The following is a 14,026-nucleotide window of genomic DNA, read 5'->3' as shown; positions in this document are numbered from 1 at the left end:
CGATGGAAGCGAGAAAGACGGTAACCTCATGAGCGGTGCAGACACGAGCCCGAAGGCGGCCCTGAGCGAGGGCGACAAGCTCGCGATCGACACGATCCGGACGCTCGCGATCGACGCGGTGCAGCGGGCGAATTCCGGTCATGCCGGCGCGCCGATGGCGCTGGCGCCCGTCGCCTACACCCTGTGGAACCGGTATCTGCGCTACGACCCGGCCCATCCGCACTGGCCCAACCGCGACCGCTTCGTGCTCTCGGCCGGCCACGCCTCGATGCTGCTCTACGGGCTCTTGCACTTGGCTCGGGTCGCGGAAGGCGATGGCGCCAACGCCCCGGCCATTTCTCTCGAAGATATCAAGAAATTCCGGCAGCTCGACAGCCGCACGCCGGGCCACCCGGAATACCACTTCACCACCGGCGTCGAGACCACCACCGGCCCGCTCGGCCAGGGTGTCGCGAACTCCGTCGGCATGGCGATGGGCGGCCGCTTCAAGGGCGAGCGCCTGAACCGGCCCGACCTGCCGCTGTTCGACTACAACGTCTACGCCATCTGCTCGGACGGCGACCTGATGGAGGGCGTCAGCCAGGAGGCCGCCTCGATCGCCGGGCATTTGCGCCTGTCGAACCTCTGCTGGATCTACGACAACAACACCATCACCATCGAGGGCCACACCGAACTCGCCTTCTCGGAGGAGGTGGCGGCGCGCTTCCTCGCCTATGGCTGGCAGGTGCTGCGGGTGGCCGATGCCAACGACACCCACGCCATCGCCTCGGCGCTCGAGACCTTCCTGCAATCGAGCGACCGCCCGACGCTGATCATCGTCAACTCGATCATCGGCTACGGCGCCCCGACGAAGCAGAACACCGCCAAGGCCCATTCCGACGCGCTCGGCCCCGACGAGGTGAAGGGCGCCAAGCGCGCCTATGGCTGGCCGGAGGATTCCGAGTTCCTCGTGCCGGACGGGGTTTACGACACCTTCGCCGAGGGTATCGGCAAGCGCGGTGCGGCGCTCTACAGCCAGTGGCAGGGCTTCTTCGAGGCCGCCAAGGCGGCGGATGCGGAGCACGCGGAAGACCTCTCCGCCTTCCTCGATGGCCGCCTGCCCGAGGGCTGGGACAGGGACATCCCGGTCTTCGAGGCGGATGCCAAGGGGCTGGCCACCCGCGAATCCTCGGGCAAGGTTCTGAACGCCATCGCTCGGCACGTGCCGTTCCTGCTCGGCGGCTCGGCCGATCTCGCACCCTCCAACAAGTCGAACCTCACCTTTGAAGGCGCGGGCTCGCTGACCCCGTTCGAGCCGGGCGGACGCAACATCCATTTCGGCGTGCGCGAGCATGCCATGGGCTCGATCGTGAACGGGCTCGGGCTCGTCGGGCTTCGCGCCTACGGGGCGACCTTCCTCGTCTTCGCCGATTACATGCGTCCGCCGATCCGGCTCGCCTCGCTCATGGAGCTGCCGATCTTCCACATCTTCACCCACGACTCGATCGGCGTGGGCGAGGACGGGCCGACCCACCAGCCGGTGGAGCAGATCCTCTCGCTGCGCTGCATCCCCGGCCTCGTGACCCTGCGCCCGGCCGATGCCAACGAGGTGGCCGAGGCCTACCGGGTGATCTTCTCGCTGAAGGATCAGCCGGCGGTGCTGGCCCTCTCGCGCCAGCCCCTGCCGACCTTCGACCGCTCGAAATACGCCCCCGCCTCCGGCACCGCGAAGGGGGCCTACGTGCTCGTCGATTGCGAGGGCACGCCGGAGGTGATCCTGATCGGCACGGGCTCCGAGGTGCAGCTCTGCGTCGGCGCCTACGAGACCCTGACCGGCGAGGGCGTGAAGGCCCGCGTCGTCTCGATGCCGTCCTGGGAGCTGTTCGAGCGCCAGGACGAGAGCTACCGCAACAGCGTGCTGCCGCCCGAGGTTCTGGCGCGCGTGGCGGTGGAACAGGGCAGCGTGATCGGCTGGGACCGCTACGCCGGCTCCTCGGGCTCGATCGTCGGCATGCACACCTTCGGCGCCTCGGCCCCGATCAAGGACCTGCTGGGCAAGTTCGGCTTCACCGCCGAGAAGGTGATCGAGGCCGCCCGCGCGCAGGTGGGCAAGCATAAGAAGTAGGGTGCACCACTCACCCTCTCCCCTCTGCGGGAGAGGGTGCCTGCGGAGCAGGCGGGTGAGGGGCCGGCTCCGCACTATCCGGATGCGTCGCTCCCCTCTCCCGCCCTGCATCCGCAGGGCACCCTCCCCCGCAGAGGGGGGAGGGTTAAGGCGCCAGCGACCGCCCTATCTACGGGTGCAGGACGCTTGAAAAACTTCACGCGAGGACGACCGAGATGAACGCGCTGAACGCCCTCTTCTCCGAGCACGAGCAGGCGGTCTGGCTCGACTTCGTGGCCCGCGGCTTCATCGCCAAGGGTGAACTCAAGGCGCTGGTCGAGCGGGACGACCTGCGCGGCGTCACCTCCAACCCGGCGATCTTCGAGAAGGCGATCGGCCACTCGGCCGAGTACGACGACAGCCTCAAGGCCGTGCTGAGCCAGGGCGATGCCCGCGTCATCGATCTCTACGAGGGGCTGGCCATTGCGGACATCCAGGCCGCGGCCGACGTGCTGCGCCGGGTCTACGACACGAGCGACGGCGCCGACGGCTACGTCAGCCTCGAAGTCTCGCCCTACCTCGCGCTGGACACCGAGGAGACGCTGAACGAGGCCCGCCGCCTCCACAAGGCGGTCGATCGCGACAACCTCATGGTGAAGGTGCCGGCCACCCCCGCCGGCCTCCCGGCGATCCGTCAGCTCACGGCGGAGGGCATCTCGGTCAACATCACCCTGCTCTTCTCGCAGGACGTCTACGAGGAGGTCGCGCATGCCTTCATCGACGGCCTGACCGAGTTCGGACGGAACGGCGGCGACGTCTCGAAGGTCGCCTCCGTGGCGAGCTTCTTCATCAGCCGCATCGACAGCCTCGTGGACAAGAAACTCGACGAGGTCGGCGGCTACGAGGATCTGAAGGGCAAGGTGGCGATTGCCAACGCCAAGCTCGCCTACCAGCGCTACAAGCGCATCTTCTCGGGTGACAAGTGGGCCGCGCTGGAGGCCAAGGGGGCCAAGGCGCAGCGCCTGCTCTGGGCCTCCACGGGCACCAAGAACAAGGCCTACTCGGACGTGCTCTACGTCGAGGAGCTGATCGGCAAGAACACGGTCAATACCATGCCGCCGGCCACCATGGACGCGTTCCGCGACCATGGGCGGGTGCGGGCGACGCTGGAGGAAAATATCGGCGAGGCCGAGACCGTGATGGCGCGCCTGGCGCAAGCCGGCATCGACATCGAGGCGGTGGCGCGCCAGCTCGTCGAGGAGGGCGTGCAGCTCTTCGTCGATGCCGCCGACGCGCTGCTCGGCGCCGTCGCGGGCAAGCGGGCGGCGCTGCTTGAACACCGGCTCGATGCCCAGACTTTCAAGCTCGGCGAGGCGCTGCAGGCGGCCACCGACAAGGCGGTCGAATTCTGGCGCGCGAGCGGCGCCATCCGCCGCCTCTGGGCGCATGACAACACCGTCTGGACCGGGAGCGACGAGGACAAGTGGCTCGGCTGGCTGCGCATTGTCGAGGACGAGCTGGAGCGGGTCGATCTCTACGAGAGCTTCGCCGAAGAGGTGCGCGCCGAGGGCTTCACCGACGCCGTCGTGCTCGGCATGGGCGGCTCCAGCCTCGGCCCGGAGGTGATCTCCGCGACCTACGGCCACCGCGAGGGCTTTCCGCGGCTGCGCATCCTCGACTCCACCGATCCGGACGAGGTCCGCGCCGTCGAGGCGGCGGTGAACCTCGAGAAGACCCTCTTCATCGTCGCCTCGAAGTCCGGCTCCACGCTCGAACCGAACGTGTTTCGCGATTACTTCCTCGGCCGGATGAAGGACGTGGTTGGGCCTGAGAAGGCCGGCCGCCACTTCGTCGCCGTCACCGATCCGGGATCCGCCATGGAGAAGGCGGCCAAGGACGACGGCTTCCGCAAGATCTTCTTGGGCGTGAAGCAGATCGGCGGGCGCTACTCGGTGCTCTCCGCCTTCGGCCTCGTGCCGGCGGCCGCGGCCGGCGTCGAGATCCGCGAGTTCCTCGACAGCGCCCGCATGATGGTCCGCTCCTGCGGGCCGGCGGTGCCGCCCGCCGCCAATCCCGGCGTGCGCCTCGGCGCGGCGATGGGTGTGGCGGCCAAGGAGTTCGGGCGCGACAAGATCACGATCATCGCCTCCCCCGGCATCGGCACCTTCGGCACCTGGGCCGAGCAGCTGATCGCCGAGTCGACCGGCAAGGAGGGCGTCGGCATCATCCCCGTCGAGGGCGAGCCGGTCGGCGTGCCGGCCGTCTACGGCGAGGATCGCCTGTTCGTGTACCTGCGCCTGACCAGCCAGGCCGATGCGCGCCAGGACGAGGCGGTGAAGATCCTGGAGAGCGAGGCGCAGCCGGTGGTGCGCATCGATCTCGACAAGGTGGAACAGCTGCCGCAGGAATTCTTCCGCTTCGAGATCGCGACCGCCGTGGCCGGGGCGGTGCTCGGCATCAACCCGTTCGACCAGCCCGACGTCGAGGCGAGCAAGATCGAGACGAAGAAGCTGTTCGCCAGCGCCGAGGAGACCGGCGCTCTGCCGGCGGAAACGCCGATCTTCGAGGACGAGACGGTCGCGCTCTACGCGGATGCGGCCAATGCCGAGGCCCTGCGCCAGGGCGACGGCTTCGAGGCGATCGTCGCCGCCCATCTCGCTCGGGTGAAGCCCTGCGATTACGTCGCGCTGCTGGCCTATGTGGAGCGCAACGAGGCGCATCACGCGGTGCTTCAGGAGGCCCGTCTGACCCTGCGCGACGCGCGCCGGGTCGCGACCTGCCTGGAATTCGGGCCGCGCTTCCTCCACTCGACGGGGCAGGCCTACAAGGGCGGACCGGCCTCCGGCGTGTTTCTCCAGATCACCGCCGATCCCTCCGCCGACCTGCCCATTCCCGGGCGCAAGCTCGGTTTCAAGACGGTGATCGCGGCGCAGGCCCGGGGCGATTTCGCCGTGCTGGCCGAGCGCAAGCGCCGGGCGCTGAGAATTCACCTCAAGGGCGGTGACGTCTCCGGCGGCGTGAAGCGCGTCGCGGCGGCGATCAAGGCCGCCGTTGCTGGATAGGGCTCCCTTCCTCTCCCCGCATGCGGGGAGAGGCCTGTCTGCACCCTGTCGTGCAGACAGGAAGCGCAGGCGAAGCCGAAGCGACGGTGAGGGGGCGGCTCAGGAGAGACTCTATCTGAGCCGCCCCCTCACCTTCGGCTGCCGCCTCGCCGCGCCGACGACGAGGTCGTCGCGGCCCTCTCCCCGCAAGCGGGGCGAGGGACCCTCATGGACGACGTCGCGGTGTGTGGAAAAATCAATCCGTCAGCGGACCCGGGATCGCGGCCTCGGCCTCGACGAGCAGACGCTCCTCGTGGCGCTTCATGAACAGCCACAGGGCCAGCCCGCCGAAGATCACGAAGGCCAGCAGCGCGAGGCCGACGGGGCCGACGATGTGTTCGATCGAGCGCCCGCAGGCATAGGCGCCGAAGCCCATGATGTCCGCCCAGGCGAGGCCGCCGAGGCCGTTGAACAGCATGAAGCGGCGCACGTCGAGCCGGTTCACCCCCGCCAGCACGGCCGCGTAGGCCCGCAGCATCGCCGTGAAGCGGCCGAAGAACACGATCTTCCCGCCATGCTGACGGAACAGGTACTGCCCGAGCTTCAGCCGGCCGTGATCGAGGGCGATGAGGTGGCCGTAGCGCAGCAGCAGGGGCATGCCCCAGCGCCGCCCGACCCAGTAGCCGACATTGTCGCCCAGGATCGCCGCCGCGGCGGCGGCCGCCACGATCAGGACGATGTTGAGGTTGCCGGTGCTGCCCGCATAGACGGCCGAGGAGATCAGGATGGTCTCGCCCGGCATCGGCACGCCCGCGCTCTCCAGCGCCACGACGACGAAGACGGCGAGATAGCCGTAATGGGCGATCAAGTCGGCGATGGGCAGTCCTTGGAGGAAGGACATGGATGAAACAGCTCCGCGAAACGTGTCGCGGCGCAGTCTGGCCAGGAAGGTGGCCGCAACAGGGCGCCCGAACCCTCAGCTCGGCTGAGCGGCCTTGACCGGACCGGCGCCGGCTTCCGCCGGGTCGCTCGCAGGCGTGTCGGCCGCCTCGCATCCCGGCCCCTCCGCGGCGAGGCGGCAAGCCTCCGGGGGCGGCAGCAGGTACGCCAGGGCTTCCGAGACGCCGAAGAGCACCGGATTCGCCCGCAGGCCGGAATCGGGCGGAAGGAGGGAGGTGGTCTCGATCATGGCGGGTGCCGCGCTGCCTCTCCGCCGAAGGGCGGGAGTGGCTATAAGCCGCCTGCCGGCCTGCGGTTGCATCGCGCCGCGCCGCCCGTGCCGCGCGGCACTCGGCTATGGAGGATGACCGGGCGCCCGTCCCTCACCCCGCCTTGATGAAGGTTTCGACGCTGGCACCCAGGCTCGCGGAATGGGCTGAGAGGTTGTCGGCGATGCGGCGCACGGATTCGACGAGATGGCCGGTGGCGTTCGCGGCCGAGGACACGCCGACGATGTTGCCGGACATCTCCTGAGTCGAGGCCGCCTGCTCCTCCACCGCGCTCGCCATCGCCAGCGTCAGGCCGGAGAGTTCGCTGACGGCGGCGGTGATGGTGCCGATGGCGTCGACCGCCTCGCCGGTGGCGCTCTGGATTGCGGCGATCTGCCCGGAGATCTCGCCGGTGGCCCGAGCGGTCTGCTCGGCGAGCGCCTTCACCTCGGCGGCCACCACCGCGAAGCCGCGCCCGGCGGTGCCGGCGCGGGCCGCCTCGATGGTGGCGTTGAGCGCCAGCAGGTTGGTCTGGTCGGCGATCGTGCGGATCATCGCCACCACCGCGTCGACCTTGCGGGCGTTCTCGGCCAGGAGCCGGACGGTGGCATCGGTCGTCTCGGCCTGGACCGCGATGCGCTGGGCCCGCTCGGAGACGCTGCCCACCTGCCCCGAAATCTCCTGGATCGAGGCCGTCATCTGCTGCGAGCCGGCCGCCACCGAGGCGGCGCGCTGCCGGGCCTCCTCCGCCGCGCCGGCCAGCCCCTCGGCGGAGCGCTGCATCTGCTCGACCGCGCCGCCCACCGCCTCCACCACCCGCGAGACTTCCGACTGCATCTCGACCTGTGCGGTCACCACCGCCCAGGTCATCATCGGTCCGAGATAGCGGCCGTCGGGTCCGTTGATCGCCGAGACGCGCAGGTCGAGCGTCTCGGGACCGACCCTGATCCGGGCCCGGTGCGGCAGCCGGCTCGCATCCGCCAGCATGGCCCGCTGATGGTGGGGGTTCTTGTGGAACACGTCGAAGGACTGGCCCAGCATCTGGGAGACCTTGATCGGCAGATGCCGCTCGATCGTGCCGAGCGTGGTGCGCGAGGTCGCGTTCAGATAGTTGATCTTGAAATCGTCCCGCGGATCGGCGGTCATGACGGCGATGGGCATGCCGTCGATCATCGTCATCAGGCGGTTGGTCTCGTTCTTCTTGACGGTGATGTCGGTCGCGAACTTCATGACCCGGATCGGTCGGCCGTCCGTGTCCAGCACGGCGTTGTAGGTCGCCTCCAGCCATACGCGCCGGCCCGCCCTGTCGAGCCGCGCGAACTCGCCCGAGGCGTATTGCCCGTTGCGCAGGTTCTCCCAGAACCGGGCATAATCGGCGCTCGCGGCGTGCTCGGGATCGACGAAGATCCGGTGGTGCCGTCCGACGATTTCGTCGAGCGTGTAGCCGAGCACGCCGAGGAAGTTCTGGTTCGCTCTCAGAACCGTGCCGTCCATGGCGAACTCGATGGTGGCGAGCGAACGGTCGAGCGCGTCGAGCTTGGCTTTCGCGTCGTCGAATCTCGGTTTGCGAAACATCAGGCAACCCCCGTGACGCGACCGTCCTCCTGCTGCCATGTCGTGAGGAGCGATCGAAGTCATTGATCGGAAAAGGGGCCCGGGTCGCGTTTGGTCCGACTCTCGGTCTCCGATCCCAGGTCGAATATTTGATGGCGGATTTAATTACAGGTTAACGACAGGGTCGTCGGCTCGAAATCCGAGCGCTTTTGCCAATATTTACCGCAGGGCGGAAGGTTTAGTTGCAATTGTCGACTTGTTTTATAACATAAGATGATAAGCCGGTGATGTGGAAATATCTGTTTCCGTGACCGATACGGTCCCTGCTCGATCCGAGCGAAAGCGGGACCTTCAGCCCAAGCGTCGCTTGAGGAGAGAACCGTCCAAAACTCACATTGGCCATCCCGAACGGATCGACCGGATTTCATCTCCGTTTGATCGCCTCGGCCTTCGCCCCACTTCGTCCTTGCGAGGCGGAGCCGAAGCGACCCAGAGCGCGCCCTGTCCGGACAGTGCGGAGCCCTGGATTGCTTACGTCTCGCCTCGCAAGGACGAAGGAAGAGACCGAAGCGATCAAACGGAAATCGCATGAGGCCGGTCACGTCGGAGCAGGCGTGCGAACGGCGCGGGACAGCCGGAGGCGCGGCACCTCGATCGAGGAGCGCGGCGCCGAAAACACGCGCTCAGGCGGAGTCTCGCCCCCGGCGGTCGAGCGCGTCGAGCGCGACCGGCGCCGCGTGAGGACGGCTGCCGAGCATGGCGTCGATCAGCGCCAGCACCTCGGTCCGTCCGACATTGGCCGCCGGCTCGAACGGCGTCCAGGTCTGGGTGAAGTCGAGGCGCTCGAACACGTCGCGGTAGCGGCGCAACTCGTTCACGGTCAGCGGCACGCCGCGCACGAAGGCCTTGTGGGCCGAGATCGTCCGCGCCCGCCGAACGTTCTCGGGATCGAGTTCGAACTTGAGCGCGTCGCCGCAGAAGCAGATCTTTCGCGAACGGTCGAACAGGACCGCGTGGCCGTCGAAATGGCCCGCCGTGCGGTGCAGTTCGAGGCCCGGCAGCGGCTCCAGGAAGTCGTCGTAGGGCCAGGAGACCTGAAGTGCCGCGCTCCAAGTGAAGTCGGCGGCCGGCAGGCAGAGTTCCGGGTCGAAGCGGTCCTGCAGCTGCACCAGCGCCCCGTAGGAGTGCGGGTGGGAGGCGGAGAGCACCTTCATGCCGCCCAGCCGCTCGATCTGGTCGAGCGCCGCCGCGCTGAAGACGGGGCAGCCCTCGAAGCCCATGTTCCCGTCGTCGGTCTGGATCAGGTAGGCGCTCGGGCCGATGCCGGAGACGGGCTCGTTCCAGAAGCGCCACACGCCGGGCTCCAGCTCCTCCCAGTGGCAGGGGAAGGCCGCCTGCGCCTCCCGCTCCGTGCGGAAGCGCCAGCCGTCCTGCGGCACCACGTGGCGGGCATCGAGGCACATCGGGCAGCTCGGCGGCGCCGCGAAGTGGCGCTGCCAGAAGCCGCAATTGTCGCACGCGTAGGCGGGAAGCTTCAGGGCGCCGGCGAAGGGAAGGTAACCGGGCAAGGGCGTGTCCTCGTGGAGCGCCCGCGCGCGGGCCGGAGAGCGGCAACGGTCCTAGCCGCGCGGACCGCCCGACGGAAGAGCCGGGCGCGCGCGTCAGGGACGGGGCAGCAGGCGCAAGGGTTTGCTTAAGGCGCGCACCGCGAGCGCGGTCCCGAGCACGGCCGCGCCCGCCAGACCGAACACCAGGGTGTCGCGCTCCCGGCTCGTCCAGAACTCCGAGCGGGTCGCCTTGGTCCGCTCCCGCGCGGCGCCGTCGATGATCGCCCCGCCCGCGACCGGCGCGTCGAGGTTGCCGCGGCGATCCGGAACCGGTTCCTTCTCCATCATGGCGTCCCAGCCCTCGGCCGCCTTGCGGTCGGCGTAGGAGGGCCACAGGGCCTGCGCTGCCGCCATCAGCACCGAGGTTCGCCCGACCCAGATCTCGCGGCTCGGCCGCGTGGCGGCGTGATAGATCGCCTCGGCGCACAGGCGCGGATCGAAGACCGGGTCCGGGGCGCGCTGCCCGTGGCCGGTGCGGGTCCGGGTCCAGCCGAATTGCGGCGTATTGACTGCGGGCAGGTAGACGACGCTGAGCGCCACCGCGCTCCTCTCGTGGATCAGCTCGGCGCGCAGGGAATCGGTGAAGCCGCTGAGCGCGAACTTGGCCCCGCAATAGGGCGCCTGAAGCGGCGCCGCGCGGATGGCGAGGCCGGAGGATACCTGCACGATCACGCCGCGGTCGCGCGGCTTCATGCGGCGCAGCGCGGCGAGCGTGCCGTGCACGGCTCCGAGATAGGTCGTCTCCGTGACGCGGCGGAACTCCTCGGGCGTGATCCGGTCGGCCGGGCTCACGATCGTGGTCATGGCGTTGTTGATCCAGGCCCGGATGGGCCCGAGCTCCCGCTCGATCCGGTCGGCGGCGGCCTCGATCGCCTCGGCATCGGCGACGTCCGCCGGGATCGCGAGCACGGCGGTACCCTCGCGGGCGAGCATCGCCGCGGCCGCGTCGAGGCGTCGGGCATCGCGCGCGAGGATCGCCACCGACCAGCCGTGCCGAGCGAAATGCCGGGCGGTCGCGAGGCCGATGCCGGCGCTGCCGCCCGTGACGACGGCGACGCGGGGCCCGCCCGTCCTGTTGCTCGCGACCAAGACGCACCTCCCGCCACTCTCTCGCCGCGACAATGCGGGCCGTCGCGGGGAGGTTGCCGTGCGACCGCCGGCCTCTTCGTCACGGGGGCGAGGCTCGGCCGAACGCGAGAAGGCCCGCCGATCCGGGATCGGCGGGCCTTCTATGAGGTTCGGGACGTCGGTTCGGGTTCAGCCGTGGGCCGGGGCTCCGTTCGGCGCGCCGTGGGAATCCTTGCCGTGCGGATCCTTGCCGCGCTTCCTTCCGATCCAGATCACCGTCTTGCGGATCACCACGTAGAAGACCGGCGTCAGGAACAGGCCGAAGAAGGTCGCGCCGATCATCCCGAAGAACACCGCGGTGCCGAGCGCTTGGCGCATCTCGGCGCCGGGGCCCGTGGCGATCACCAGCGGCAGCACGCCGAGGATGAAGGCGAAGGCCGTCATCAGGATCGGGCGCAGGCGCAGGCGGCAGGCCTGGACCGCGGCGTCCACCGGCCCCTTGTGCTCGCCTTCCTCGATGTCGTGGGCGAACTCCACGATCAGGATCGCGTTCTTGGCGGCCAGACCGATGAGCACGATGAGTCCGATCTGGGTCAGGATGTTGTTGTCCTGTCCCCTCAGCTGCACCCCGAACAGGGCGGCGAGCACCCCGGTTGGCACCACCAGCAGGATCGCCAACGGCAGCGCCCAGGATTCGTACTGCGCCGCGAGCACGAGGAAGACGAGCAGCACGCCGAGCGCGAAGACGTAGATGGCCGTGTTGCCCGCCGCCTTCTGCTGATAGGCGATCTCGGTCCAGTCGTAGGAATAGCCCTCGGGCAGGGCCCGCTTGGCGATCTCTTCCATGGTGTCGAGGGCCTGACCGGTCGAGACGCCGGGCTGGGCCACGCCCTGAAGCGGGACCGAGTAGAACAGATTGAAGCGCTGGACGATCTGCGGGCCGGTGATCTCACGGATCGAGGCAAGGGTCCCCATCGGCACCAGCGCACCGGTGGAGGAGCGAACCTTCAACTGCTCGATGTCGCGCTGGGACATGCGGAAGGGTGCGTCGCCCTGCACGCGCACCTGATAGATGCGGCCGAGCGTGTTGAAGTCGTTGACATACGCGCCGCCGAGCGCGGCCTGGACCGTCGAGAAGACGTTGGGCAGCGGTACGTTGAGCATGCGCGCGATGGTGCGGTCGATATCGAGGTAGAGCTGCGGCGTGTCGTTGCCGAAGGTCGTGAAGACGCGCGTCACGTCCTTGCTCTGGTTGGCCTGCCCCATCACCTCGCCGGCGGCCGCGAGGAGCGGGCCGATCTCCGAGGATTGACGGCTCTCGATCTGCATCTTGAAACCGCCGCCCTGGCCGAGGCCGCGCACCGGCGGCGGCGGGATGACGATGACGCGGGCCTCCTGGATGCCGGCGGTGGCCTTCATCACGTCGCCGGTGATCACCGCGGCGCTCCGCCCCTGCTGGGCCCGTTCCTTGGCACCCTTGAGGGTGAGGAACATCACCGCCGCGTTGGTGGTGTTGGTGAAGGTGGCACCGTCGAAGCCGGCGATGATGACGGTATTGGTGATGCCGTCGATCTTGCGGGCGATCGCGGCGGCCTTGTTCACGACCTCCGTCGTGCGCTCGAGCGAGGCGCCCGACGGCAACTGCACGACGCCGATGAGGTAGCCCTGGTCCTGGTCCGGAATGAAGCCCGTGGGCGTCGTCCGGACGAGGTGCAGCGTGCCGGCGATCACGCCCGCGTAGAGGATCAGCATCGCGATCACGCCGATGCCCGTTCCGGTCAGGAACCGGATCGAGCTGGCGTAGCGGTCCGACAGCCAGTCGAAGCCGCTGTTGAACATGTGCGCCAGCCAGTTGACGAAGCGCGTGAGGAAGAACCTCGGCTTCTTGTGCTCGTGGTGCGGCTTCAACAGGATTTTGCAGAGCGCCGGCGACAGGGTCAGCGAGTTGAAGGCGGAGATGATGGTCGACGCCGCGATGGTGAGCGCGAACTGCTTGTAGAACTGGCCCGAAATGCCGGGGATGAAGGCGGTGGGGATGAACACCGCCGCGAGCACCAGGGCGATGGCGATGACCGCCGAGCCCACCTCGTCCATGGTCTTGTGAGCCGCCTCGCCGGGGGACAGACCCTCGGCCATGTTGCGCTCGACGTTCTCCACCACGACGATGGCGTCGTCGACCACGATACCGATGGCGAGCACGAGCCCGAACAGGGTCAGGTTGTTGAGCGAGAAGCCGAGCGCGGCCATGACCGCGAAGGTGCCGACGAGCGACACGGGGATCGCGATCACCGGGATCAGCGCCGTGCGCCAGCTCTGGAGGAACACCAGCACCACGATGACGACGAGGAGGACCGCCTCGAACAGGGTCTTGTAGACCTCGTGGATCGATTCCTCGATGAACTCCGTCGGGTTGTAGGCGATGCGGTACTCGACGTCCGGCGGGAAGTTCTTCTTCAACTGCTCCATCGTCGCCTTGACCGATTCCGCGGCCTCGAGCGCGTTGGTGCCCGGCCGCTGGAAGGCGCCGATGCCGATGGCGGGCGTGTCGTTGAGGAAGGAGTTCGTGGTGTAGTCCTTCTGGCCCATCTCGACGCGGGCGATGTCGCGCATGCGCACCAGGCGTCCCTCGCTCGCCTTGACGATGACGTCGGCGAACTCCTCGGGCGACTGGAAGCGCCCTTGCGACTGCACCACGAGCTGGAAGGCGGCGCCCGGTGCGGCGGGCGGCCCGTTGAGCTGGCCGGCGGCGACCTGGACGTTCTGCTCCTGCAGCGCGCTCGTGATATCGGTGGTGGTCAGGCCGTAGGCGGCCATCTTCTGCGGGTCGATCCAGATCCGCTCGGCGTACTCGTTGCCGCCGAAGACCGTGATGTCGCCGACGCCATTGAGGCGCAGCATCTCGTCGCGGATGTTGAGGTAGATGTAGTTGGCCAGATAGTTCTGGTCGTAGGTGCGCTTGGGCGACAGCAGGTGCACGACCAGCATCAGGTCGGGCGAGGCCTTGCGGACGGTCACGCCGAGGTTGCGCACGTCGGGCGGCAGGCGCGGCTGCGCCACCGAGATGCGGTTCTGCACCAGGACGTTCGCGATATCGAGGTTGGTGCCGACCTTGAAGGTCACGGTCAGCTGCATGGCGCCGTCGTTGGTCGACAACGACGTCATGTAGAGCATGTTGTCGACGCCGTTGATCTCCTGCTCCAGCGGCGTGGCGATCGTGGCCGCGACCGTCTCGGCGTTGGCGCCGGGGAACGAGGCGCGCACCGTCACCGTCGGCGGAACGATCTCGGGATACTGCGCCACGGGCAGCGCCAGGTAGGCGACGTAGCCGACGAGCAGGAAGACGATCGACGTCACCGAAGCGAAGATCGGCCTGTCGACGAAGAAATGGGCGAAACGCATCGTTCAAACCTCTCGCCGGCCGGTGCGCGCGCTGGCGCAACCCGTGCGGCTTGCCGTCTGCGTCCA

Annotated in this window: 8 protein-coding genes; 2 read left to right on the top strand and 6 right to left on the bottom strand. The window is 68.5% G+C overall.

The features are described from left to right. Positions 1-28: 28 nt before the first annotated feature. Positions 29-2,104, top strand: coding sequence for a transketolase (gene tkt / locus ACPCJR_RS10070; protein WP_391512030.1), 2,076 nt, complete (start codon positions 29-31; stop codon positions 2,102-2,104). A 215-nt stretch (positions 2,105-2,319) separates the two neighbouring features. Further along, positions 2,320-5,145, top strand: a complete 2,826-nt coding sequence (locus ACPCJR_RS10065; protein WP_391512029.1) for a bifunctional transaldolase/phosoglucose isomerase — start codon at positions 2,320-2,322, stop codon at positions 5,143-5,145. 235 nt (positions 5,146-5,380) lie between these two features. Here ACPCJR_RS10065 and ACPCJR_RS10060 read toward each other — a convergent pair whose 3' ends face one another. The 6 genes from ACPCJR_RS10060 to ACPCJR_RS10035 all read right to left on the bottom strand — a co-directional run bounded on the left by ACPCJR_RS10060 (position 5,381) and on the right by ACPCJR_RS10035 (position 13,960). Then, on the bottom strand, positions 5,381-6,025 hold the full coding sequence (locus ACPCJR_RS10060; protein WP_391512028.1) for a DedA family protein: 645 nt from the start codon (positions 6,023-6,025) through the stop codon (positions 5,381-5,383). A 75-nt stretch (positions 6,026-6,100) separates the two neighbouring features. After that, entirely contained in the window at positions 6,101-6,313 is a 213-nt protein-coding gene (locus ACPCJR_RS10055) for a hypothetical protein (RefSeq protein WP_391512027.1), read from the bottom strand. A 133-nt stretch (positions 6,314-6,446) separates the two neighbouring features. Then, a complete protein-coding gene (locus tag ACPCJR_RS10050; protein WP_391512026.1) occupies positions 6,447-7,907 on the bottom strand; it encodes a methyl-accepting chemotaxis protein in 1,461 nt (486 codons plus the stop codon). Positions 7,908-8,569: 662 nt separating this feature from the next. Further along, positions 8,570-9,454 carry an MBL fold metallo-hydrolase gene (locus ACPCJR_RS10045; protein WP_391512025.1) on the bottom strand — a complete coding sequence of 295 codons (885 nt, stop codon included), beginning with the start codon at positions 9,452-9,454 and terminating at the stop codon, positions 8,570-8,572. A 93-nt stretch (positions 9,455-9,547) separates the two neighbouring features. Beyond that, entirely contained in the window at positions 9,548-10,582 is a 1,035-nt protein-coding gene (locus tag ACPCJR_RS10040; protein ID WP_391512023.1) for an SDR family oxidoreductase, read from the bottom strand. Positions 10,583-10,750: 168 nt separating this feature from the next. Further along, complete coding sequence (locus ACPCJR_RS10035) at positions 10,751-13,960, bottom strand: efflux RND transporter permease subunit (protein ID WP_391512022.1); 3,210 nt, start codon at positions 13,958-13,960, stop codon at positions 10,751-10,753. Between the last annotated feature and the right edge of the window lie 66 nt (positions 13,961-14,026).

Origin of the sequence: Methylobacterium sp. NPDC097929, assembly GCF_049543375.1 — a bacterium.
Lineage (GTDB): Bacteria > Pseudomonadota > Alphaproteobacteria > Rhizobiales > Beijerinckiaceae > Methylobacterium.
The sequence above is the reverse complement of the archived record's forward strand: the minus strand, read 5'-3'. Positions and strand labels throughout refer to the sequence as shown.